This is a genomic window from Franconibacter helveticus LMG 23732 (assembly GCF_000463115.2).
Taxonomy (GTDB): Bacteria; Pseudomonadota; Gammaproteobacteria; order Enterobacterales; family Enterobacteriaceae; genus Franconibacter; species Franconibacter helveticus.
Window position 1 is genome coordinate 77,093 of the sequence record NZ_AWFX01000003.1, and the last position, 23,730, is coordinate 100,822.

Genomic DNA, 23,730 nt, shown 5'->3' on the forward strand with positions numbered 1-23,730 from the left:
ACGGCCGGTAAATTTGCGCAGGGACCCAGGCATGAAACAGCAGGCGGGAATAGGCATTCTTCTGGCGCTCACGACAGCCATGTGCTGGGGAGCGCTGCCTATCGCGATGAAGCAAGTACTGACGGTGATGGCGCCGCCTACGATAGTATTCTATCGATTTCTGATGGCCTCTTTGGGGCTGGGTTTAATTCTTGCGCTGCGGGGGAAACTGCCGCCGCTGGGCATGTTTCGTAAGCCGCGCTGGCTGGTCTTGCTGGCTATCGCGACAGGCGGACTGTTCGGCAACTTTATTTTGTTTAGTTCGTCCCTGCAATATTTGAATCCTACGGCCTCCCAGGTCATAGGGCAGCTTTCGCCGGTTGGCATGATGGTGGCAAGCGTCATTATTCTTAAAGAGAAAATGCGCGGTACGCAGGTGATTGGCGCCATTATGCTGCTGTGCGGCCTGGTCATGTTTTTTAATACCAGCCTTATCGAAATATTCACGCGTCTGACGGATTACACATGGGGTGTGATTTTCGGCGTCGGTGCGGCCATGGTTTGGGTCAGTTACGGTGTGGCGCAGAAAGTATTGCTGCGTCGCCTGGCTTCGCAACAGATCCTGCTTTTGCTGTACACTTTATGTACTATTGCATTATTACCGCTGGCGGAGCCCTCGGTTATTTTTGCTTTGAGTCCGTGGCAACTGGCCTGCCTGATTTTTTGCGGCGTTAATACGCTGGTAGGATACGGCGCCCTGGCGGAAGCGATGGCGCGCTGGCAAGCGGCGCAGGTGAGCGCCCTGATTACGCTAACGCCGTTATTTACCTTACTGTTTTCAGATTTGTTATCTGTTGCCTGGCCCGACTTTTTCGCCAGACCGATGCTTAACCCGCTGGGTTATCTCGGCGCGTTTGTCGTGGTTGCGGGCGCGATGTATTCCGCCATTGGTCACCGTCTTTGGGGACGGTGGCGTAAAAACGAAGCGGTAGTCACGCTACCCCGTTCCGGCGAATGATTTACGGAGAAGTAAAATGAAGTTTGTTGATGAAGCAACGATTCTGGTCGTGGCAGGCGATGGCGGCAACGGCTGCGTGAGCTTCCGTCGCGAAAAATATATTCCTAAAGGTGGCCCGGACGGCGGTGACGGCGGTGACGGCGGCGACGTATGGCTTGAAGCGGACGAAAACCTCAACACGCTGATCGACTACCGCTTTGAGAAATCATTCCGCGCGGAACGTGGTCAGAATGGCCAGAGCCGCGACTGTACCGGTAAGCGTGGTAAAGACGTAACAATCAAAGTGCCGGTTGGCACCCGCGTTATCGATCAGGGTACTGGCGAAACCATGGGCGACATGACCAAACATGGTCAGCGTTTGATGGTTGCTAAAGGCGGCTGGCACGGTCTTGGCAATACCCGCTTTAAATCATCGGTTAACCGTACGCCGCGTCAGAAAACGATGGGTACGCCAGGCGAGAAGCGCGATCTACAGCTTGAACTGATGCTGCTGGCGGACGTGGGCATGTTGGGTCTTCCTAACGCGGGTAAGTCCACGTTCATCCGCGCGGTTTCGGCTGCCAAACCGAAAGTTGCTGATTATCCCTTTACCACGCTGGTGCCAAGTCTTGGCGTCGTGCGTATGGATAACGAGAAGAGCTTTGTGGTTGCCGATATCCCCGGGCTGATTGAAGGCGCGGCGGAAGGGGCAGGGCTGGGCATCCGCTTTCTGAAACACCTTGAGCGTTGCCGCGTGCTGCTGCACCTTATCGATCTGGCGCCGGTTGATGAATCCGACCCGATTGAAAACGCGCGCATTATTATCGGCGAGCTGGAGAAATACAGCGAAAGCCTGGCTAAAAAACCGCGCTGGCTGGTATTCAATAAAATCGATTTGCTGGATCGTGAAGAAGCTGAAGCGCGTGCGAAAGCCATCGCTGAAGCGCTGGGCTGGGAAGGAAAGTACTATCTTATTTCTGCCGCGAGCCAGCTTGGCGTGAAGGATCTCTGCTGGGATGTAATGCATTTCATTATTGAAAATCCCATCAAGCATGAAGAAGAGATTAAGCAGCCGGAAAAAGTCGAATTCATGTGGGACGACTACCACCGTCAACAGCTGGAAGAAATAGAAGACGAAGCTGAAGAAGAGTGGGATGACGACTGGGATGAAGACGACGACGAAGGCGTTGAGTTCATCTACAAGCGTTGAAAAAAGCCGGGGCGACCCGGCTTTTTTATTTGCTATCCGTTAAGGAAAAGCGCTTTCCTTAAACCGTCAGATCATTTTTCTGTGGCTAACCGGTATCCCACGCCACGTACCGTTTTGATACGCGCTTTGCCGAGCTTGCGGCGCAGGTTATGAATGTGCACCTCAAGCGTGTTAGAGCCGGTTTCTTCCTGGCAGCACAGTTTTTCAAGCAGGCTTTCCCGGCTGACAGTTTCTCCTGGTAAAACAGCCAGCCTCGCCAGAACCGCGAATTCACGCGGGGTAATTTCTATGTGCTGCGCTTTGAGAGTGACCTGCTGCGTTTCCAGATTCACCACTAAATCGTCGCTATGCAAAAGCGAAAGCGGTTCATCAACAGCGCTAATTTTCTGTGCTGAACTGTGCTGCAAAATGGATTGCACCCTGGCCCACAGCTCATCCTGCTCGAAAGGCTTGGTGAGGTAGTCTTCAGCGCCCGCATCAAGGCCATTAATGCGATCCGCCAGCGCGCCTTGCTCAGTGAGAATGAGCACCGGAGAACCTACGCCAGCGCGCCGCCACTGGCTAAGCAGCGCAATACCATTTTGATCGGGCAGGCTAAGATCGAGAATAATGAGACGGTAAAGCGCATGACGCACGAGCGCGTTTGCCTCTTCAGCAGACGCAACACAAACCACCTCATAATTTTTGTTAGCCAAGGCCAGCGCCATGCTTTCCCGCAATGGCAAATCATCTTCTACTATCAGCAGTTTCATAAGCTAATTGTTCTGATAAATATCCCTGTAAAGACGGCTTTCGAAGCGAGCCAGAGGCACGCGGCGAGTACGCTGGTCGGCAGGTTCTACGGCATATCCGGAAAGGTATTGTATAAATGCCATACGCTGCCCGCTGGCAGTGGTAATAAAGCCCGCGAGGTTGTAGACCCCTTGCAGTGAACCGGTTTTTGCGGACACTTTGCCGTCAACGCCTGCTTCATGCAGGCCTGCGCGATATTGCAGTGAACCGTCATGACCCGCCAGCGGCAGCATGGAAATAAAGTTCAGCTGACTGTCATTCTGAGCGATGTATTGCAGGACTTGCATCATTGTCGCAGGGGAGATGAGATTGTGACGCGATAATCCGGATCCATCTACTACGATACTGTTGCCTAAATCGACGCCTGCCTTCTGGCGCAAAATCTGGCGGACTGCATCCGCTCCTGCTCGCCAGGTGCCCTGTACGCCGTAGAAATTACGGCCAATCGTGCGAAATACCGTGTCGGCAATCATGTTGTCCGATTTCTTCAGCATAATTCTGAGTAAATCGTGCAGCGGTGCGGATTGTTTACTGGCGATGACCGTCCCGGGCTGACTGGCGAGCGTCTGGCGCAGCAGGGTGCCGCTGTAGCTAATACCCGCCTCTTTAAGCTCGCCCTTCAAAATGGCGCCGGCGTAACTGGCGCCATCCTGAATGGCGAATGCCAGAGGCAGCGGGTCCGCGCGCTGCGTCATACAGCCTGTTAAGGTATACCGGTTGAGATCCCCCGGTACGACATCCAGTTCGCAATACTGGGCCTCTGACGAGCCGCGCGGCAATGTACGCACCTGGCTGAACATCGTTACGGGGTAATAAGAAGCGATGCGGATAAAAGCGAGATCGTTGGCTTTTGGGGCGCTATAAAGCGAAACTGAAAAGCAGTTGCGATCGACAATCGCGGCGGCGGGCGGAGCGCTGAAGCATTGCGTCATGTCGTTCCATGGCCAGCCGGGCGCTTTATCATGACTCGCAAAAACCGAAGTATCTATCAGCACATTGCCTTCAATCTTTTGCACGCCGGCGCGCTTAAGCGCGGCCACCATATTGCGTAGATCCTGCCGTTTGAAGGTGGGATCGCCATCGAAGCGCGCAATAAGATCGCCTTTCAGAACACCGTCTTCTATCTTGCCGCGGCTTTCAAGAGATGTCGTGAAGCGATAGTCCGGGCCCAGCTGTAGCAAGGCCGCCAGCGCGGTGATGACTTTTTGTGTACTGGCAGGCAAGGCCATTTGTTGGCTGTGATAATCAATCTGCGGAGCGGAGGCACCGACTTTTTGCACCATCAGGGCGAGATTCGCACCGGCGGGTAACTGATTGATATATTCATCTACATTGGCGGCACTGGCATTCAACGCTACACTTGTGGTTAATCCGATGACAAATCTGGAAAATCGCATAATCTCGCGGTAACAACCTGAAAACGTGCCGTCATACTAAGGCGCTTCGCCCTGGAAAGTAAACGATGACCCCCAGGGAACTTCGGGTTAAAATACGTATCAAAATGCAAAACCGATGCTGACCTGGAGCTTAGTCTCCGGGTCAGTTTTCTTTTGTTTCTCGCCCGGGAAAAGCAGGATCGACCGGGCTGACGTGCAGCCGGAGCGGGCTGTGACCGTTTCGAACAGGACAGTGAGAGGTACAACAAATGCAACCTATTCCGATGACCTTACGTGGCGCAGAAAAATTGCGCGAAGAGCTGGATTTCTTGAAATCGGTTCGCCGCCCTGAAATTATCGCCGCTATCGCCGAAGCGCGTGAGCATGGCGATTTGAAAGAAAATGCTGAATATCACGCTGCGCGTGAGCAACAGGGTTTCTGCGAAGGACGCATCAAGGATATCGAAGCCAAGCTTTCCAATGCGCAGGTCATCGATATCACAAAAATGCCGAACAACGGGCGCGTGATTTTTGGCGCGACCGTGACAGTGCTTAACCTTGATAACGATGAAGAACAAACTTATCGCATCGTTGGCGATGATGAGGCGGATTTCAAACAGAACCTGATTTCTGTGAACTCGCCTATCGCTCGCGGCCTGATTGGCAAAGAGCTGGACGATGTGGTGGTTATCAACACCCCGGGCGGGCAGGTTGAATTTGAAATCGTGAAGGTTGAATACCTTTGATTTCTGCTACGCTCTGAAAAAGCGAAGCATTGTAAAGAAAGGAAAAAGGCCGCGAAGCGGCCTTTAATCAACAAACGGAGCGTGGCATTTTGCTCATTCGCATCTTAAAAAATATATTTTTGCTCAATTTAGCAGCGAAAATGTCTCTTTTAGCGAGGAAGTGAAATTTTACGTTCCGCAGTCGGGCGATAAAGCACCAGCGTTTTACCGATGACCTGTACATTACAGGCGCCGGTTTCACGCACGATGGCTTCCACGATCAAGGTCTTGGTTTCGCGATCTTCAGTGGCGATTTTCACCTTGATTAACTCATGGTGCTCAAGCGCTTGTTCAATCTCGGCCAGCACTCCCTCGGTTAAACCATTATTGCCAAGCATGACGACCGGCTTGAGCGGATGGGCTAACCCTTTGAGGTGCTGTTTTTGTTTAGTACTCAGATTCATCGTATTTTTTGCTTACGTTGGGATTGAAAACGGTTCATTCTACCGCCATCTCCCAAATATCGCCAAATGGCAACGTGGGTTTTTGAGCCTGCGGCTCACGATGAACCCGGATGGAATGTGAAATGACAGGTAAAAAGCGTTCTGCCAGCTCCAGTCGCTGGCTTCAGGAACACTTTAGCGATAAATATGTTCAACAGGCTCAGAAAAAAGGGTTGCGTTCCCGAGCCTGGTTTAAACTTGATGAAATACAGCAGAGTGACAAAATTTTTAAGCCAGGAATGACGGTAGTCGACCTTGGCGCCGCTCCCGGTGGCTGGTCACAGTATGTCGTGACGCAAATCGGGGGCACTGGCCGCATCATCGCCTGCGATCTTTTACCTATGGATCCTATTGTTGGTGTGGACTTCCTTCAGGGCGATTTTCGTGATGAATTAGTCATGAAAGCGCTGCTGGAGCGTGTAGGTGACAATAAAGTACAGGTTGTCATGTCAGATATGGCACCGAACATGAGCGGAACGCCTGCTGTCGATATTCCCCGCGCCATGTATCTGGTGGAGTTGGCGCTCGAAATGTGTCGGGATGTATTGGCACCGGGCGGAAGTTTTGTTGTGAAGGTGTTTCAGGGCGAAGGTTTCGATGAATACCTGCGAGAAATTCGCTCCCTGTTTACGAAGGTGAAAGTTCGTAAACCGGACTCTTCTCGTGCCCGTTCACGTGAAGTGTACATTGTAGCGACCGGGCGTAAACTATAGTACCCTGACGCTGTTTGTTAACACAGTTGTAATATGAGGTTAATCCCTTGAGTGACATGGCGAAAAACCTAATACTCTGGCTGGTCATCGCAGTTGTGCTGATGTCAGTATTCCAGAGCTTTGGGCCCAGCGAGTCGAATGGCCGTAGGGTGGATTACTCTACCTTCCTGCAAGAAGTGAATCAGGACCAGGTTCGCGAAGCGCGTATCAACGGACGTGAAATCAACGTTACCAAGAAAGATAGTAACCGATACACGACTTACATTCCTGTAAACGATCCCAAACTGCTTGATAACCTCCTGACTAAAAACGTGAAAGTGGTTGGTGAACCGCCTGAAGAACCGAGCCTGCTGGCTTCTATCTTCATTTCCTGGTTCCCGATGCTTCTGTTGATTGGGGTCTGGATATTCTTCATGCGCCAAATGCAGGGCGGCGGTGGCAAAGGCGCCATGTCGTTCGGTAAAAGCAAAGCGCGCATGTTGACCGAAGATCAAATTAAAACCACTTTCGCCGACGTAGCGGGTTGCGATGAAGCGAAAGAAGAAGTCGGCGAACTCGTTGAATATCTGCGCGAGCCGAGCCGTTTCCAGAAGCTGGGCGGTAAAATCCCTAAAGGCGTTCTGATGGTAGGCCCGCCGGGTACCGGTAAAACGCTGCTGGCGAAAGCTATCGCTGGCGAAGCTAAAGTGCCGTTCTTTACCATTTCCGGTTCTGACTTCGTTGAGATGTTTGTGGGTGTCGGTGCTTCCCGCGTGCGCGACATGTTCGAGCAAGCCAAAAAGGCCGCCCCTTGCATCATCTTTATCGATGAAATCGACGCCGTAGGCCGCCAGCGTGGCGCAGGCCTTGGCGGCGGTCACGATGAACGTGAACAGACGCTGAACCAGATGCTGGTTGAAATGGACGGCTTTGAAGGTAACGAAGGCATTATCGTTATCGCAGCGACTAACCGTCCGGACGTGCTTGACCCGGCGCTGCTGCGTCCAGGCCGTTTCGACCGTCAGGTTGTGGTTGGTCTGCCGGATGTGCGCGGTCGTGAGCAGATCCTGAAAGTGCATATGCGTCGCGTACCGCTGGCGCCAGATATCGACGCGGCAATCATTGCCCGCGGTACGCCTGGCTTCTCTGGTGCGGACCTGGCGAATCTGGTGAACGAAGCAGCTCTGTTCGCCGCACGCGGCAACAAGCGCGTGGTCTCCATGGTTGAGTTCGAAAAAGCGAAAGACAAGATCATGATGGGGGCGGAACGCCGTTCCATGGTGATGACGGAAGCGCAGAAAGAATCGACCGCTTACCATGAAGCAGGCCACGCTATCATCGGTCGTCTGGTGCCGGAACACGATCCGGTGCACAAAGTGACGATTATTCCGCGCGGGCGTGCGCTGGGTGTGACCTTCTTCCTGCCTGAGGGCGACGCGATCAGCGCCAGCCGTCAGAAACTGGAAAGTCAGATCTCTACGCTGTATGGCGGTCGTCTGGCTGAAGAGATTATTTATGGCGCAGAGCATGTTTCTACCGGCGCGTCGAATGACATTAAGGTAGCGACTAACCTGGCCCGTAACATGGTTACCCAGTGGGGCTTCTCAGAAAAACTCGGTCCGTTGCTGTATGCGGAAGAAGAGGGAGAAGTGTTCCTGGGCCGCAGCGTGGCGAAAGCCAAACATATGTCGGATGAGACGGCTCGTATCATCGACCAGGAAGTGAAATCGCTGATTGAGCGTAACTACAATCGCGCACGTCAGATCCTGAACGACAATATGGACATCCTGCACGCCATGAAAGATGCGCTGATGAAATATGAAACCATCGACGCACCGCAGATCGATGACCTGATGGCCCGTCGCGATGTACGTCCGCCAGCAGGCTGGGAAGATCCAGGCGCTAACAATAACGACAGCAGCGGTACGCCGCGCGCCCCGCGTCCGGTTGATGAGCCGCGTACGCCAAACCCAGGCAACACCATGTCTGAGCAGTTTGGCGATAAGTAAGTGGTTCATCGCGCACTGTCGCAGTAAATTAAAACCCCGGCTTGTCCGGGGTTTTCGTTTTTGTAAATCTTCACGTCCAAAGGACCAGCAATGAAACTCTTCGCTCAGGGTTCTACCCTCGATCTCTCACATCCTCATGTCATGGGCATCCTTAACGTCACGCCAGATTCTTTCTCTGACGGCGGCCAGCACAACACGCTGGTGGAAGCGGTAAAGCATGCCAATGCGATGATCAACGCTGGCGCAACTATCATTGATGTGGGCGGCGAATCAACGCGGCCAGGCGCGGCGGAGGTAAGCGTAGAAGAAGAGCTGGCGCGTGTTATTCCTGTCGTCGAAGCGCTGGCGCAGCGTTTTGAAATCTGGATTTCGGTGGATACCTCTAAGCCTGAAGTTATTCGCGAAGCTGCAAGAGTGGGTGCTCACATCATTAATGATATTCGCTCTCTGCAAGAGCCAGGCGCCCTTGCAGCAGCAGCCGAAACAGGTTTGCCGGTCTGTCTTATGCACATGCAGGGCGAACCTAAAACCATGCAGCAGGCGCCGCAGTATGAAAATGCTTTTGCAGAAGTAGAGCAGTTCTTCCAACAACATATTGCTCGCTGTGAAGCTGCCGGCATCTCACGTGACAAAATCTTGCTCGACCCGGGATTCGGTTTCGGTAAAAATCTCACCCATAACTATCAACTTCTCGCGCGAATTTGTGAATTTCATCACTTTGGATTACCGCTGTTGGTGGGAATGTCGCGTAAAAGTATGGTGGGTCAATTGCTTAATGTCGGACCCGATCAGCGCCTTTCCGGCAGTCTTGCGTGTGCAGTCATCGCGGCAATGCAGGGCGCACAGATCGTGAGGGTTCACGACGTAAAAGAAACCGTGGAAGCGATGCGCGTGGTTGAAGCTACACTTTCAGCGAAGGATAAAAAACGCTATGAGTAACCGTAAATATTTTGGAACTGATGGGATCCGTGGCCGCGTGGGCGACGCACCGATAACGCCGGATTTTGTTCTGAAGCTGGGTTGGGCCGCCGGGAAGGTTCTGGCACGTCATGGCTCAAAAAAAGTCATTATTGGTAAGGACACGCGCATTTCTGGCTATATGCTGGAATCTGCACTTGAGGCGGGGCTTGCTGCGGCGGGGCTGTCCGCCTCGTTTACCGGGCCTATGCCTACGCCAGCCGTGGCTTACCTGACGCGTACTTTCCGTGCAGAAGCTGGCATCGTCATTTCTGCTTCGCACAACCCCTTCTATGACAATGGCATCAAATTTTTCTCCATAGACGGCACCAAATTACCCGATGAAGTGGAAGAGGCCATAGAAGCGGAAATGGAAAAAGAGATCAGTTGCGTCGATTCCGCTGAGCTTGGCAAAGCCAGCCGCATTGTGGATGCCGCAGGGCGTTACATTGAGTTTTGTAAGGCGACTTTCCCTAACGAGCTCAACCTCAATGACCTGAAAATCGTGGTGGATTGCGCAAACGGCGCCACTTACCATATTGCGCCGAATGTCTTTCGCGAACTGGGCGCAAAGGTTATCACCATCGGTTGTGAGCCGGATGGGGTAAACATCAACGAAAAATGCGGCGCTACCGATGTGCGTCTGTTGCAGGAAAGGGTTATCGCAGAGAAAGCCCACCTGGGGATAGCGTTTGACGGCGACGGCGATCGCGTAATCATGGTCGATCATGCCGGTAATAAAGTGGATGGCGACCAGATTCTTTATATCATCGCGCGTGAAGGGCTGCGCCAGGGGCAGTTACGCGGCGGCGCAGTAGGTACGCTGATGAGTAATATGGGGCTTGAGGTCGCGTTGAAACAGCTCGGCATCCCCTTCATTCGTGCAAAAGTGGGCGACCGTTACGTACTGGAAAAAATGCAGGAAAAAGGCTGGCGCATCGGCGCAGAAAACTCGGGTCACGTGATTCTGCTGGATAAGACCACGACCGGGGACGGCATTGTAGCGGCATTACAGGTGTTAACGGCAATGGCGCGCAACCATATGAGCTTGCACGACCTTTGCAGCGGTATGAAACTCTTCCCGCAAGTGCTGGTCAATGTGCGCTTTACGCCAGGCAGCGGCGATCCGCTGGAGAACGAACGCGTTAAAGCGATTACTGCTGACGTGGAAGCTACGCTTGGCAATCGCGGGCGCGTGTTGCTGCGTAAATCTGGCACCGAGCCGCTTATCCGCGTAATGGTGGAAGGTGAGAACGAAGAGCAAGTTACAGAGTTCGCAAACCGTATTGCTGATGCTGTAAAAGCGGTTTGAGTGATAAGTGGTTAAAAAGGCGGCTTGAGCTGCCTTTTTTTTATCCGTTTCTGACGCTTTTGTCGCTTTTTTCCGCAGTTGATTCAATAACAAAAAAATGCCCTTGCACAGGGGATTCGCTTTCGTTAGTATTCACACCCGCTTCAGGAGGGAATGACAAAGACCTCCGCGCTATTGGTTTGAAGCAATTGGCTGCGGTTACCCCGCAAGGAACAGGTTGATTATGTACGAAGCTCTTTTAGTTGTTTTCCTTATTGTAGCGTTGGCCCTGGTTGGTCTGATTATGCTGCAACAAGGTAAAGGCGCTGATATGGGAGCCTCCTTTGGTGCAGGCGCTTCCGCCACGCTGTTCGGTTCAAGTGGTTCTGGTAACTTCATGACCCGTATGACAGCTATCCTGGCGACCCTGTTCTTCATCATCAGCCTGGTACTGGGTAACATTAACAGCAACAAAACCAATAAAGGAAGCGAGTGGGAAAACCTGAGCCAGCCAGCTAAGACTGAGCCGACTCAAAATACCGCACCGGCTCAGCCGACCAGCGATATCCCACGTTAATTTGTCAGCTTCAGCGCAGTAAACAGAGAACTGCGCACATAGTGCCGAGGTGGTGGAATTGGTAGACACGCTACCTTGAGGTGGTAGTGCCCGATTGGGCTTACGGGTTCAAGTCCCGTCCTCGGTACCAAATCCCAGCAAAATTTGCTTTTTTCACGTAATAGGCGTAGTATTTGCCACGTTTTCGGACGCGGGGTGGAGCAGCCTGGTAGCTCGTCGGGCTCATAACCCGAAGGTCGTCGGTTCAAATCCGGCCCCCGCAACCACTTTCCCTGAGAGTTGTTTTTCAAATAGACAGTGGAGAAGCTATACTTCTTCACTTCCGTTTTTGAAAAACTCTTCGGAAAGTAGTCCGGACCGCAGTTGCGGTTTACAGGGTTCAGTTATTAAAAGCCCCGATTTATCGGGGTTTTTTGTTATCTGACTAAAGAATAACTGGGCTATAGGCCCTTTTTTTATGTCCTGGGGGTGGGCTTGTCCACATTAGAGCAAAAATTAACAGAGATGATTACAGCACCAGTGGAAGCGCTGGGCTACGAACTCGTCGGCATCGAATTCATTCGCGGTCGCACATCGACGCTGCGCATCTATATTGATAGTGAAGATGGCATCACTGTTGACGATTGTGCTGATGTCAGCCACCAGGTAAGCGCCGTACTGGATGTTGAAGATCCCATCACGGTAGCTTACAACCTGGAAGTCTCCTCGCCGGGTCTCGAGCGTCCGCTGTTCACTGCCGAACACTACACCCGTTATATTGGCGAAGAAGCCGCGCTTGTGCTGCGCATGGCAGTCCAGAACCGTCGTAAATGGCAGGGCATCATCAAAGCCGTCGATGGCGAGATGATCACCGTAACGGTCGAAGGCAAAGATGAAGTGTTCGCGCTGAGCAACATTCAGAAAGCGAACCTGGTTCCCCACTTTTAATAGTCTGGATTGAGGCGAAGGCCCCCGATGAACAAAGAGATTTTGGCTGTTGTAGAAGCAGTTTCTAACGAAAAAGCGGTTCCGCGCGAGAAGATTTTTGAAGCGCTGGAAAGTGCCCTGGCCACGGCAACCAAGAAAAAATATGAACAAGAGATCGATGTTCGCGTAAGCATCGATCGCAAAAGCGGTGATTTCGATACGTTCCGTCGTTGGGTCATTGTTGAAGAAGTGACTCAGCCGACCCGCGAAATCACGCTGGAAGCGGCGCGTTATGAAGATCCGAGCCTGAATGTGGGCGATTACGTCGAAGATCAGATTGAATCTGTGACTTTTGACCGCATTACTACGCAGACCGCCAAGCAAGTTATCGTGCAGAAAGTGCGTGAAGCTGAACGTGCGATGGTGGTGGATCAGTTCCGCGAGCATGAAGGCGAAATCATCACTGGCGTGGTGAAAAAAGTAAACCGCGACAATATCACTCTCGATCTGGGTAGCAACGCTGAGGCGGTTATCCTGCGTGAAGATATGCTGCCGCGTGAAAACTTCCGTCCGGGTGACCGCATACGTGGCGTGCTTTACGCCGTTCGTCCGGAAGCTCGCGGCGCGCAGCTCTTTGTTACTCGCGCTAAACCGGAAATGCTGATTGAGCTTTTCCGTATTGAAGTGCCGGAAATCGGCGAAGAAGTTATTGAGATTAAAGCGGCGGCCCGCGATCCCGGTTCTCGCGCTAAGATTGCCGTGAAAACCAACGACAAGCGTATCGATCCGGTAGGCGCATGCGTCGGTATGCGTGGCGCCCGTGTACAAGCTGTTTCCACTGAGCTTGGCGGCGAGCGTATCGATATTGTGCTTTGGGACGATAACCCGGCTCAGTTCGTGATTAACGCCATGGCGCCGGCTGACGTGGCTTCCATTGTGGTTGACGAAGACAAGCACACTATGGATATCGCGGTAGAAGCGGGCAACCTGGCGCAGGCTATCGGTCGTAATGGTCAGAACGTGCGTCTGGCCTCGCAGCTGAGCGGCTGGGAACTCAACGTAATGACCGTTGACGATCTGCAAGCGAAGCATCAGGCAGAAGCGCATGCGGCCATCGATACCTTTACCCGTTATCTCGATATTGATGAAGATTTTGCCACGGTTCTGGTGGAAGAAGGTTTCTCCACGCTCGAAGAGCTGGCCTATGTGCCGATGAAAGAGCTGCTTGAAATCGAAGGCCTCGACGAGGATACCGTGGAAGCTTTACGCGAACGCGCCAAAAATGCGCTCACTACCCTGGCGCTTGCCCAGGAAGAGAGCCTCGGCGACAACAAACCTAGCGAAGATCTGCTGAGCCTTGAAGGTATGGATCGCACCCTGGCCTATAAACTGGCCGCACGCGGTGTTTGTACGCTGGAAGACCTCGCCGACCAGGGCGTGGACGACCTGTCTGATATTGAAGGCCTGAACGATGAGAAAGCCGGTGAGCTTATCATGGCGGCCCGTAATATTTGCTGGTTTGGCGACGAAGCGTAATAAACTGTAGCAGGAAGGAACAGCATGACTGATGTAACCGTAAAAGCGCTGGCCGCAGAGATTCAGACCTCCGTGGACCGCCTGGTACAGCAATTCGCTGATGCAGGGATCCCGAAGTCGGCTGATGATTCTGTGACAGCACAAGAGAAACAAACGTTACTGGCGCACCTGAACCGCGAACATGGTTCCGCGCCAGATAAACTGACGTTGCAGCGCAAAACGCGCAGTACACTAAATATTCAGGGTACCGGTGGGAAAAGTAAATCGGTACAGATCGAAGTCCGCAAAAAACGCACCTTTGTAAAACGTGATCCGCTTGAGGCTGAACGTCTCGCTGCGGAAGAACAGGCGAAGCGTGAAGCGGAAGAGAATGCCCGTCGTGAAGCAGAGGAAGCTGCCAAACGTGAGGCAGAGGAAAAAGCCAAGCGTGAAACCGCCGAAAAAGCGAAGCGCGAAGCTGAAGAACAGGCTAAACGCGATAACGCTGATAAGGCAAAACGCGCAGCTGCGGAAACGAGCAAAGTGAGCAATCAACAATCTGACGAAATGAGCAAAAGTGCTCAGGCGGAAAAAACGCGCCGTGAAGCGGAAGCCCTGGAGCTTAAGCGTAAAGCTGAAGAAGAGGCGCGTCGCAAACTTGAAGAAGACGCCCGTCGCGTAGCGGAAGAAGCACGCCGCATGGCGGAAGAGAATTCTGGCCGTTGGGAAGAGTCCAGCGAGCCCGAAGACACCAGCGACTATCATGTCACTACGTCACAGCATGCGCGTCAGGCTGAAGACGATAATGACCGTGAAGTTGAAGGTGGCCGTGGCCGTACCCGTACAGCTAAGGCGCCGCGTCCTAAGAAAGGCAACAAACATTCTGAGTCTAAAGCCGATCGTGAAGAAGCGCGTGCCGCGGTTCGTGGCGGTAAAGGCGGAAAACAGCGTAAAGGCAGCTCTTTGCAGCAGGGCTTCCAGAAGCCGGCGCAGGCGGTTAACCGTGATGTTGTGATTGGTGAAACCATCACCGTTGCTGAACTGGCTAACAAAATGGCGGTGAAAGGCTCTCAGGTCATCAAAGCGATGATGAAGCTGGGCGCGATGGCTACCATCAACCAGGTTATCGACCAGGAAACCGCACAGCTCGTTGCAGAAGAGATGGGCCATAAGGTTATCCTGCGCCGTGAAAATGAGCTGGAAGAAGCGGTCATGAGCGACCGTGATACTGGCGCTCAGGCGGAAGCTCGCGCGCCGGTCGTTACCATCATGGGCCACGTTGACCATGGTAAAACCTCTCTGCTCGACTACATTCGCTCCACGAAAGTGGCGTCTGGCGAGGCAGGCGGCATTACCCAGCACATTGGTGCTTATCACGTTCAGACCGACGATGGCATGATTACCTTCCTGGATACCCCGGGCCACGCCGCGTTTACCGCGATGCGTGCGCGTGGTGCTCAGGCGACGGATATCGTTGTACTGGTAGTGGCGGCAGACGACGGCGTGATGCCGCAAACTATCGAAGCTATCCAGCACGCGAAAGCGGCACAGGTGCCGGTAGTCGTAGCGGTGAACAAAATTGATAAGCCGGAAGCCGATCCGGATCGCGTGAAGAATGAACTTGCTCAGTACGGCATTATCCCGGAAGAGTGGGGCGGCGAAAGCCAGTTCGTACACGTTTCCGCGAAAGCCGGTACCGGCATTGATGACCTGCTGAACGCGATTCTGCTGCAAGCGGAAGTGCTGGAGCTGAAAGCCGTACGTAAAGGTATGGCGAGCGGCGTGGTTATCGAATCCTTCCTTGATAAAGGTCGTGGTCCGGTTGCTACCGTTCTGGTTCGTGAAGGTACGCTGAACCGTGGCGACATCGTGCTGTGCGGCTTTGAATATGGCCGTGTACGTGCGATGCGTAACGAACTGGGTCAGGAAGTGCAGGAAGCGGGTCCGTCCATTCCGGTGGAAATCCTGGGTCTTTCCGGCGTTCCGGCGGCAGGCGATGAAGTGACTGTCGTTCGTGACGAGAAGAAAGCACGCGAAGTTGCGCTGTACCGTCAGGGCAAATTCCGCGAAGTTAAACTGGCGCGTCAGCAGAAGTCTAAACTCGAAAACATGTTCGCCAACATGACCGAAGGCGAAGTGTCCGAAGTGAATATCGTGCTGAAAGCCGACGTTCAGGGTTCTGTGGAAGCCATCTCCGATTCGCTGCTGAAACTTTCTACTGAAGAAGTGAAAGTGAAGATTGTCGGCTCCGGTGTGGGTGGTATCACCGAAACCGATGCTACGCTGGCTGCTGCGTCTAACGCTATCCTGGTTGGCTTTAACGTACGTGCCGATGCATCCGCGCGCCGCGTAATTGAAGCAGAAAGCCTGGATCTGCGTTACTACTCCGTCATCTATAACCTGATCGACGAAGTAAAAGCGGCGATGAGCGGCATGCTCTCTCCGGAACTTAAACAGCAGATTATCGGTCTGGCCGAAGTGCGTGATGTCTTTAAATCACCGAAATTCGGCGCGATTGCTGGCTGTATGGTTACCGAGGGCGTGGTTAAACGTCACAACCCAATCCGCGTACTGCGCGACAACGTGGTTATCTATGAAGGCGAGCTGGAATCCCTGCGCCGCTTCAAAGATGACGTGAACGAAGTCCGTAACGGCATGGAATGTGGTATCGGCGTTAAGAACTACAATGACGTCCGTACTGGCGACATGATCGAAGTCTTCGAAGTCATCGAGATCCAGCGCACCATCGCCTGATAGCGACCGCGCGACAGCATTATCAGGGGGGCCATGTGCCCCCCGCTTTGTATGGAGAATTAATTATGGCGAAAGAATTTGGCCGCCCGCAGCGCGTGGCGCAGGAGATGCAAAAAGAGATTGCTATCATCCTGCAACGTGAAATTAAAGATCCGCGCCTGGGCCTGATGACAACCGTTTCTGGTGTAGAAGTCTCCCGCGATCTGGCTTATGCCAAAGTGTATGTCACCTTCCTCAACGATAAAGATGAAGCCGCCATTAAAGCGGGCATCAAAGCGTTGCAGGACGCCTCCGGTTTTATCCGCACGCTGTTAGGTAAAGCAATGCGACTGCGCATTGTGCCGGAGCTGACCTTTTTCTACGACAACTCGCTGGTGGAAGGCATGCGTATGTCCAACCTGGTGACGAACGTCGTTAAGCATGACGAAGCGCGTCGTGTTAACACGGACGACGACAAGGAGGAGTAATGAGTCGCCCTCGTCGTCGCGGCCGTGATATTCACGGCGTCTTGTTGCTGGATAAACCGCAAGGACTCTCCTCCAACGATGCGCTGCAAAAAGTAAAACGCATCTATAACGCTAACCGCGCCGGGCATACTGGCGCGCTGGATCCACTGGCGACCGGCATGTTGCCGATTTGCCTTGGTGAAGCAACGAAGTTCTCGCAGTACCTGCTCGATTCAGATAAGCGTTATCGGGTCATCGCCCGTCTCGGACAACGTACCGATACTTCAGATGCTGATGGGAATGTGGTGGAAGTTCGCCCGGTAGCGTTCAGCGATGAACAGCTCGCCAGCGCTCTGGACAGCTTTCGTGGCGACACGTTGCAAGTGCCGACCATGTTTTCGGCGCTAAAGTATCAGGGCAAGCCGCTTTACGAGTACGCTCGGCAGGGTATTGAGGTGCCTCGCGAGCCGCGCCCGATTACCGTCTACGAACTGCTTTTCATCCGCCACGAAGGTGATGAGCTGGAGCTGGAAGTGCACTGCTCTAAGGGCACTTATATCCGCACCATTATCGATGATCTCGGTGAAAAGCTGGGTTGCGGCGCACATGTCATATTCCTGCGCCGTCTGGCAGTGAGTAAATATCCTGTCGAACGCATGGTCACCCTGGAGCAGCTTAATGCGCTGCTGGGACAGGCGGAAGCGCAGGGTATTCCGGCAAGTGAGCTGATCGACCCGTTACTCATGCCGATGGATAGTCCTGCTTCGGATTATCCTGTGGTTAATATTCCGTTAACGTCGTCTGTTTACTTTAAGAACGGCAACCCGGTGCGTACGACAAATGCGCCGCATGCAGGACTGGTACGCGTGACCGAAGGCGATGAAGGCAAGTTCCTCGGCATGGGGGAAATCGACGAAGAAGGCCGCGTGGCGCCGCGCCGTCTGGTGGTGGAATATCCGGCGTAGCATTCTGGCTTGCCTTGCGATAAACCAGTGAGGCGAGTAGAATATTGCCGCTTAACGCTGTGCAAATTGGTTAACAATCGGCAGGCGTTAAACATGGGATTGCTGAATTAGAGATCGGCATCCTTTCATTCTTTTACTTTTGGAGTTTTAAAATGTCTCTAAGCGTTGAAGCTAAAGCTAAAATCGTTTCTGAGTTTGGTCGTGGTGCTAACGACAGCGGTTCCACCGAAGTTCAGGTTGCTCTGCTGACTGCACAGATTAACCACCTGCAGGGCCACTTTGCAGAGCACAAAAAAGATCACCACAGCCGTCGTGGTCTGCTGCGCATGGTTTCTCAGCGTCGTAAACTGCTCGACTACCTGAAACGTAAAGATGTTGCACGCTACACTGCGCTGATCGAGCGTCTGGGTCTGCGTCGCTAATTCTTGCGAGTTTCAGAAAAGGGGGCCTTTACGGCCCCTTTTTTCGACCAGGCGGCAGCAATTCTCTGGAAACTAATGTATTGTTGCTAAGAATGATCTTCATTGCAGAGGTTCGCGCGGCTAATGAGAGGCTTCATCCGCAAAGGCGGATTAGGGTTGTCATTAGTCGCGAGGATGCAAAGAAGATCGGGTATTGTCAGCACGGCCCTGGGCGTGCTGTTGTTCATTAAGAAAGGGTACAATTTTGCTTAATCCGATCGTTCGTAAATTCCAGTATGGCCAGCATACCGTCACGCTTGAAACCGGCATGATGGCACGCCAGGCGACAGCCGCCGTAATGGCGAGCATGGACGACACTGCGGTATTCGTTACCGTTGTGGGCGCTAAAAAAGCCAAGCCAGGTCAGGACTTTTTCCCGCTGACCATCAACTATCAGGAGCGTACCTACGCTGCTGGCCGCATTCCCGGCGGTTTCTTCCGTCGTGAAGGCCGTCCGAGCGAAGGTGAAACGCTGATCGCGCGTCTGATTGACCGCCCGCTCCGTCCGCTTTTCCCGGAAGGTTTCGTTAACGAAGTACAGGTTATCGCGACTGTCGTTTCCGTTAACCCGCAGGTTAACCCGGATATCGTGGCGATGATCGGCGCTTCCGCCGCGCTTTCTCTCTCCGGCATTCCGTTTAACGGCCCGATTGGCGCTGCACGCGTTGGTTATATCAACGACCAGTACGTACTGAACCCGACCCAGGAAGAGCTGAAATCCAGCAAACTGGACCTCGTGGTTGCCGGTACCGAAAGCGCTGTGCTGATGGTGGAATCTGAAGCAGAACTGCTGAGCGAAGACCAGATGCTGGGCGCTGTGGTTTATGGCCACGAGCAACAGCAGATCGTCATCCAGAATATCAACGACCTGGTGAAAGAAGCCGGTAAACCGCGTTGGGACTGGCAGCCGGAAGCGGCGAACGAAACGCTGAATGCGCGCGTTGCAGCCCTGGCGGAATCTCGCCTGAGCGACGCTTATCGCATCACCGACAAACAAGAACGCTACGGCCAGATCGACGCTATCAAAGCCGACGTCATCGCGGCTCTGCAAGCCGAGCAAGCTGAAGGCGAAGCGCTTGATGAAAACGAACTGGGCGACATCCTGCACGCTATCGAGAAAAATGTTGTTCGTTCTCGCGTGCTGGCTGGCGAACCACGTATCGATGGTCGCGAAAAAGATATGATCCGTGGCCTGGACGTACGCACTGGCGTACTGCCGCGTACTCACGGTTCCGCGCTGTTCACCCGTGGTGAAACGCAGGCGCTGGTGACGGCAACGCTGGGCACCGAGCGCGATGCGCAGAATATCGACGAACTGATGGGCGAGCGTACCGACCGCTTCCTGTTCCACTACAACTTCCCTCCGTACTCCGTAGGTGAAACCGGTATGGTGGGTTCGCCGAAGCGTCGTGAAATCGGTCACGGTCGTCTGGCGAAGCGCGGCGTACTGGCAGTTATGCCAGCGGCGGACCGTTTCCCGTACACCGTACGCGTCGTGTCTGAAATCACCGAGTCCAACGGCTCCTCGTCTATGGCTTCTGTCTGCGGCGCTTCTCTGGCCCTGATGGACGCAGGCGTGCCGATTAAAGCGGCTGTTGCAGGTATTGCCATGGGTCTGGTGAAAGAAGGCGACAACTTTGTTGTTCTGTCTGACATCCTGGGCGATGAAGACCACCTGGGCGATATGGACTTCAAAGTGGCGGGCTCTCGCGACGGTATCACTGCGTTGCAGATGGATATCAAAATCGAAGGCATCACTAAAGAGATCATGCAGGTTGCACTGAACCAGGCTAAGGGCGCGCGTCTGCATATCCTTGGCGTAATGGAACAGGCTATCAACGCGCCGCGCGGCGATATCTCTCAGTTCGCACCGCGTATTCACACCATTAAGATCAACCCGGATAAGATCAAAGACGTGATCGGTAAGGGTGGTTCTGTGATTCGTGCGCTGACTGAAGAAACCGGCACCACCATCGAAATCGAAGATGACGGTACCGTTAAGATCGCAGCGACCGACGGTGAAAAAGCGAAACACGCAATTCGTCGTATCGAAGAGATTACCGCTGAAATCGAAGTGGGCCGTATCTATAACGGTAAAGTGACCCGCATCGTTGACTTTGGTGCTTTCGTTGCCATCGGCGGCGGTAAAGAAGGGCTGGTGCACATTTCTCAGATCGCCGACAAGCGCGTTGAGAAAGTGACCGACTACCTGCAAATGGGCCAGGAAGTGCCGGTTAAGGTGCTGGAAGTCGACCGTCAGGGCCGTGTTCGTTTAAGCATTAAAGAAGCAACTGAGCAAACTCAGGATACCGCAGCAGCGCCTGCTGCGCCGGAAGCCGAATAAGGTTTGCCATTTAGCTCTCCGCAGTGATGCGGAGAGCTGTTTGTTACCGGGCAGGACGCCTTGTTTGCAGGCGGGGGACAGGACGTTCATCCAATTGTTGTCTTCGGGAGTAGGAAATGAAGCCTTTTTTGCGCTGGTGTTTCGTTGCGACAGCTCTAACGCTGGCAGGATGCAGCAACTCTGCCTGGCGTAAGAGCGAAGTCCTCGCGGTGCCATTGCAACCGACATTGCAGCAAGAAGTCATCCTGGCCCGCATGGAACAGATACTCGCAAGTCGGGCTTTAACCGATGATGAACGCGCACAGCTTTTATATGAGCGCGGAGTGTTGTATGATAGTCTTGGTTTGAGAGCACTGGCGCGGAATGATTTTTCACAAGCGCTGGCTATCCGACCGGATATGCCTGAAGTATTCAATTACTTAGGCATTTATTTAACGCAGGCAGGCAATTTTGATGCTGCCTATGAAGCGTTTGATTCTGTACTTGAGCTTGATCCAACTTACAACTACGCGCATTTAAATCGCGGTATCGCCCTCTATTACGGCGGACGTTACCGGTTAGCGCAAGATGATCTGCTGGCGTTTTATCAAGACGATCCCAATGATCCTTTCCGTAGTCTGTGGCTCTTCCTTGCTGAAAGCAAACTGGATGAGAAACAGGCCAAAGTCGCTTTGCAACAGCGCCTGGATAAATCGGACAAAGAACAGTGGGGATGGAACATCGTCGAATTCTACCTTGGCACTATTAGCGAAAAAACGTTAATGGAGCGCCTGAAGGCAGACGCAACGGATAACACCTCGCTCGCTGAGCATCTCAGTGAAACCAACTTCTATTTAGGTAAGTACTACCTAAGTCTGGGGGATAAGGACAGCGCCACGGCACTGTTCAAGTTAGCGGTTGCTAACAACGTACACAATTTCGTTGAGCACCGTTATGCATTGTTGGAATTAGCGCTCTTGGGCCAGGAGCAAGAAGACCTGGCAGAATCGGACCAGCAATAGCTGACGGACATCTATCAGCCCAAACATTTTTACAATGTCATCACCTTAGCGGGTGAGGGCTTTTTTGTTCGTTAAACCATCTACTTTGAGCCGGTTCACACTTTTCAATGAAATTTGCACAAAAATTTCACGATGAGTTATGTAGACTGGCCGCCACTGATATTGAGGCACACGTACTACATGGCTGAATTCGAAACCACTTTTGCAGATCTGGGCCTGAAGGCTCCTATCCTTGAAGCCCTTAACGATCTGGGTTACGAAAAACCATCTCCGATCCAGGCAGAATGTATTCCGCATCTGCTCTCTGGTCGTGACGTCCTGGGCATGGCCCAGACTGGTAGCGGCAAAACCGCAGCGTTCTCGCTGCCGCTGCTGAATAACATTGATCCGGACCTGCGCGCGCCGCAGATCCTCGTACTGGCTCCGACCCGTGAACTGGCTGTTCAGGTTGCGGAAGCCATGACTGAATTTTCTAAACACATGCGTGGCGTAAACGTTCTGGCCCTTTACGGCGGCCAGCGTTACGACGTACAGCTGCGCGCTCTGCGTCAGGGCCCGCAGATTGTTGTTGGTACCCCGGGTCGTCTGCTTGACCACCTGAAGCGCGGCACCCTGGACCTTTCCCGCCTGAGCGGTCTGGTTCTGGATGAAGCTGACGAAATGCTGCGTATGGGCTTCATCGAAGACGTTGAAACCATCATGGCTGAGATCCCGGAAGGTCATCAGACCGCGCTGTTCTCCGCCACTATGCCGGAAGCGATTCGCCGCATTACTCGCCGCTTCATGAAAGAGCCGCAGGAAGTGCGCATTCAGTCCAGCGTGACGACTCGCCCGGACATCAGCCAGAGCTACTGGTCTGTTTACGGCATGCGCAAAAACGAAGCGCTGGTGCGTTTCCTGGAAGCAGAAGATTTTGATGCAGCGATTATTTTCGTGCGCACCAAAAACGCGACGCTGGAAGTTTCCGAAGCGCTGGAGCGCAGCGGTTATAACAGCGCGGCGCTGAACGGCGATATGAACCAGGCGCTGCGCGAGCAGACCCTGGAACGTCTGAAAGATGGTCGTCTGGATATTTTGATCGCAACTGACGTAGCGGCACGCGGTCTGGACGTTGAACGTATCAGCCTCGTTGTCAACTACGACATCCCGATGGACTCAGAGTCTTACGTGCACCGTATCGGCCGTACGGGTCGTGCTGGCCGCGCTGGCCGCGCGCTGCTGTTCGTTGAGAACCGCGAGCGTCGTCTGCTGCGCAACATCGAGCGCACCATGAAGCTGACCATTCCGGAAGTCGAACTGCCGAACGCAGAACTGCTGGGTCAACGCCGTCTGGAAAAATTCGCCGCTAAAGTTCAGCAACAGCTGGAAAGCAGCGATCTCGATCAGTACCGCGCACTGCTGGCGAAAATCCAGCCGAGCGCTGAAGGCGAAGAGCTGGACATCGAAACGCTGGCCGCCGCGCTGCTGAAAATGGCGCAGGGCGAGCGTCCGCTGATCCTGCCGCCGGATGCGCCGATGCGTCCTAAGCGTGAGTTCCGCGAGCGTGACGATCGTTTCGAACGTCGCGGTGAGCGTGGCGAACGTAGCGACCGTCCGAAACGTGAGCGTCGCGACGCTGGCGAAATGGAACTCTACCGCATTGAGGTAGGTCGCGATGATGGTGTTGAAGTTCGTCATATCGTTGGCGCTATTGCTAACGAAGGCGACATCAGCAGCCGTTACATCGGCAATATCAAGCTGTTTGCTTCGCACTCCACGATTGAACTGCCGAAAGGCATGCCGACCGAAGTGCTGCAACACTTTACCCGCACGCGTATTCTCAACAAACCGATGAATATGCAGCTGATGGGCGATGCGCAACCACGTGGCGAACGTCGTCCGGGCGGTCGCAGCTTTGGCGGCGAAGGCCGTGAAGGTGGTCGTGGCGAAGGTCGTCGTTTCGGCGGTGAGCGTCGCGAAGGCGGCAACGGCCGTTTTGCCGGTGAACGTCGCGAAGGCGGCCGTTTCAGCGGTGAACGTCGTGAAGGCAGCCGCGGTCCGCGTCGTGAAGAGGGCGCCACCACAAGCCGCCGCCGTTTCGGCGACGCATAAGGCCAGCCGTTAAGCGCGTCTGACAAAGCGTAAAGTAAATAAGACAGCCCCGGTCTGAACGATCGGGGCTTTTTTTATCGGCAATGTACTCGTGTACTGGTACAATGCTGCATGCATTATTGCCGTTCAGCTACAGGAA

The 23,730-nt window shown here is 53.6% G+C and carries 21 protein-coding genes and 2 tRNA genes; 20 read left to right on the plus strand and 3 right to left on the minus strand.

Annotation, left to right across the window (positions count from 1 at the left end; all coding sequences use genetic code 11):
- The first annotated feature begins 31 nt into the window (after nucleotides 1-31).
- On the plus strand, nucleotides 32-997 hold the full coding sequence (locus DW56_RS00410) for a DMT family transporter (RefSeq protein ID WP_024554650.1): 966 nt from the start codon (nucleotides 32-34) through the stop codon (nucleotides 995-997).
- Nucleotides 998-1,013: 16 nt separating this feature from the next.
- A complete protein-coding gene (gene cgtA, locus DW56_RS00415; RefSeq protein ID WP_024554651.1) occupies nucleotides 1,014-2,186 on the plus strand; it encodes an Obg family GTPase CgtA in 1,173 nt (390 codons plus the stop codon).
- A gap of 71 nt (nucleotides 2,187-2,257) precedes the next feature.
- Here the strand turns inward: cgtA and DW56_RS00420 are convergent, their stop codons facing one another.
- Nucleotides 2,258-2,938: a response regulator gene (locus DW56_RS00420; RefSeq protein ID WP_024554652.1), complete on the minus strand. Its 681-nt coding sequence runs from the start codon at nucleotides 2,936-2,938 to the stop codon at nucleotides 2,258-2,260.
- Between the two features lie 3 nt (nucleotides 2,939-2,941).
- Nucleotides 2,942-4,375, minus strand: coding sequence for a serine-type D-Ala-D-Ala carboxypeptidase (dacB, locus tag DW56_RS00425; protein ID WP_024554653.1), 1,434 nt, complete (start codon nucleotides 4,373-4,375; stop codon nucleotides 2,942-2,944).
- A gap of 248 nt (nucleotides 4,376-4,623) precedes the next feature.
- On the opposite strand from dacB, the gene greA reads away from it, so the two are divergent.
- Nucleotides 4,624-5,100: a transcription elongation factor GreA gene (gene greA / locus DW56_RS00430; RefSeq protein ID WP_024554654.1), complete on the plus strand. Its 477-nt coding sequence runs from the start codon at nucleotides 4,624-4,626 to the stop codon at nucleotides 5,098-5,100.
- A 149-nt stretch (nucleotides 5,101-5,249) separates the two neighbouring features.
- Here greA and yhbY read toward each other — a convergent pair whose 3' ends face one another.
- The gene (gene yhbY / locus DW56_RS00435) at nucleotides 5,250-5,543 is read right to left on the minus strand and encodes a ribosome assembly RNA-binding protein YhbY (protein WP_024554655.1); all 294 of its coding nucleotides are present in this window, start codon (nucleotides 5,541-5,543) and stop codon (nucleotides 5,250-5,252) included.
- Nucleotides 5,544-5,665: 122 nt separating this feature from the next.
- Between yhbY and rlmE the strand changes: the two genes are divergently transcribed.
- From rlmE to DW56_RS00515, 17 genes are all read left to right on the plus strand, one after another.
- Entirely contained in the window at nucleotides 5,666-6,295 is a 630-nt protein-coding gene (gene rlmE / locus DW56_RS00440) for a 23S rRNA (uridine(2552)-2'-O)-methyltransferase RlmE (protein ID WP_024554656.1), read from the plus strand.
- Nucleotides 6,296-6,351: 56 nt separating this feature from the next.
- Nucleotides 6,352-8,283: an ATP-dependent zinc metalloprotease FtsH gene (ftsH, locus tag DW56_RS00445; RefSeq protein WP_024561924.1), complete on the plus strand. Its 1,932-nt coding sequence runs from the start codon at nucleotides 6,352-6,354 to the stop codon at nucleotides 8,281-8,283.
- 90 nt (nucleotides 8,284-8,373) lie between these two features.
- Complete coding sequence (folP, locus tag DW56_RS00450) at nucleotides 8,374-9,222, plus strand: dihydropteroate synthase (RefSeq protein WP_024552697.1); 849 nt, start codon at nucleotides 8,374-8,376, stop codon at nucleotides 9,220-9,222.
- Nucleotides 9,215-10,552 (plus strand): phosphoglucosamine mutase, encoded by a 1,338-nt coding sequence (gene glmM, locus DW56_RS00455; protein ID WP_024552696.1) that lies wholly within the window; start codon nucleotides 9,215-9,217, stop codon nucleotides 10,550-10,552. Before folP ends, glmM begins: the two co-directional genes overlap by 8 nt.
- A 223-nt stretch (nucleotides 10,553-10,775) precedes the next feature.
- Complete coding sequence (gene secG, locus DW56_RS00460) at nucleotides 10,776-11,108, plus strand: preprotein translocase subunit SecG (RefSeq protein ID WP_024552695.1); 333 nt, start codon at nucleotides 10,776-10,778, stop codon at nucleotides 11,106-11,108.
- Between the two features lie 43 nt (nucleotides 11,109-11,151).
- A tRNA-Leu gene (locus DW56_RS00465) sits at nucleotides 11,152-11,238 on the plus strand.
- Nucleotides 11,239-11,297: 59 nt separating this feature from the next.
- Nucleotides 11,298-11,374, plus strand: a tRNA-Met gene (locus DW56_RS00470).
- Nucleotides 11,375-11,582: 208 nt separating this feature from the next.
- Nucleotides 11,583-12,035 (plus strand): ribosome maturation factor RimP, encoded by a 453-nt coding sequence (gene rimP, locus DW56_RS00475; RefSeq protein WP_024552694.1) that lies wholly within the window; start codon nucleotides 11,583-11,585, stop codon nucleotides 12,033-12,035.
- A 27-nt stretch (nucleotides 12,036-12,062) separates the two neighbouring features.
- On the plus strand, nucleotides 12,063-13,550 hold the full coding sequence (gene nusA, locus DW56_RS00480) for a transcription termination factor NusA (RefSeq protein ID WP_024552693.1): 1,488 nt from the start codon (nucleotides 12,063-12,065) through the stop codon (nucleotides 13,548-13,550).
- Between the two features lie 24 nt (nucleotides 13,551-13,574).
- The gene (infB, locus tag DW56_RS00485) at nucleotides 13,575-16,283 is read left to right on the plus strand and encodes a translation initiation factor IF-2 (protein WP_024552692.1); all 2,709 of its coding nucleotides are present in this window, start codon (nucleotides 13,575-13,577) and stop codon (nucleotides 16,281-16,283) included.
- A gap of 65 nt (nucleotides 16,284-16,348) precedes the next feature.
- Nucleotides 16,349-16,750: a 30S ribosome-binding factor RbfA gene (gene rbfA, locus DW56_RS00490; RefSeq protein ID WP_024552691.1), complete on the plus strand. Its 402-nt coding sequence runs from the start codon at nucleotides 16,349-16,351 to the stop codon at nucleotides 16,748-16,750.
- Nucleotides 16,750-17,694, plus strand: a complete 945-nt coding sequence (gene truB, locus DW56_RS00495; RefSeq protein ID WP_024552690.1) for a tRNA pseudouridine(55) synthase TruB — start codon at nucleotides 16,750-16,752, stop codon at nucleotides 17,692-17,694. Before rbfA ends, truB begins: the two co-directional genes overlap by 1 nt.
- A 152-nt stretch (nucleotides 17,695-17,846) precedes the next feature.
- The gene (gene rpsO, locus DW56_RS00500) at nucleotides 17,847-18,116 is read left to right on the plus strand and encodes a 30S ribosomal protein S15 (RefSeq protein ID WP_024552689.1); all 270 of its coding nucleotides are present in this window, start codon (nucleotides 17,847-17,849) and stop codon (nucleotides 18,114-18,116) included.
- A gap of 244 nt (nucleotides 18,117-18,360) precedes the next feature.
- A complete protein-coding gene (gene pnp / locus DW56_RS00505; RefSeq protein ID WP_024552688.1) occupies nucleotides 18,361-20,499 on the plus strand; it encodes a polyribonucleotide nucleotidyltransferase in 2,139 nt (712 codons plus the stop codon).
- Between the two features lie 116 nt (nucleotides 20,500-20,615).
- The gene (nlpI, locus tag DW56_RS00510; protein ID WP_024552687.1) at nucleotides 20,616-21,500 is read left to right on the plus strand and encodes a lipoprotein NlpI; all 885 of its coding nucleotides are present in this window, start codon (nucleotides 20,616-20,618) and stop codon (nucleotides 21,498-21,500) included.
- Between the two features lie 107 nt (nucleotides 21,501-21,607).
- Entirely contained in the window at nucleotides 21,608-21,688 is an 81-nt protein-coding gene (gene yrbN / locus DW56_RS23080) for a protein YrbN (RefSeq protein ID WP_110877623.1), read from the plus strand.
- The gene (locus DW56_RS00515) at nucleotides 21,681-23,591 is read left to right on the plus strand and encodes a DEAD/DEAH family ATP-dependent RNA helicase (protein ID WP_024552686.1); all 1,911 of its coding nucleotides are present in this window, start codon (nucleotides 21,681-21,683) and stop codon (nucleotides 23,589-23,591) included. The genes yrbN and DW56_RS00515 overlap by 8 nt, the downstream gene beginning before the upstream one ends.
- The last annotated feature ends 139 nt before the right edge of the window (nucleotides 23,592-23,730 follow it).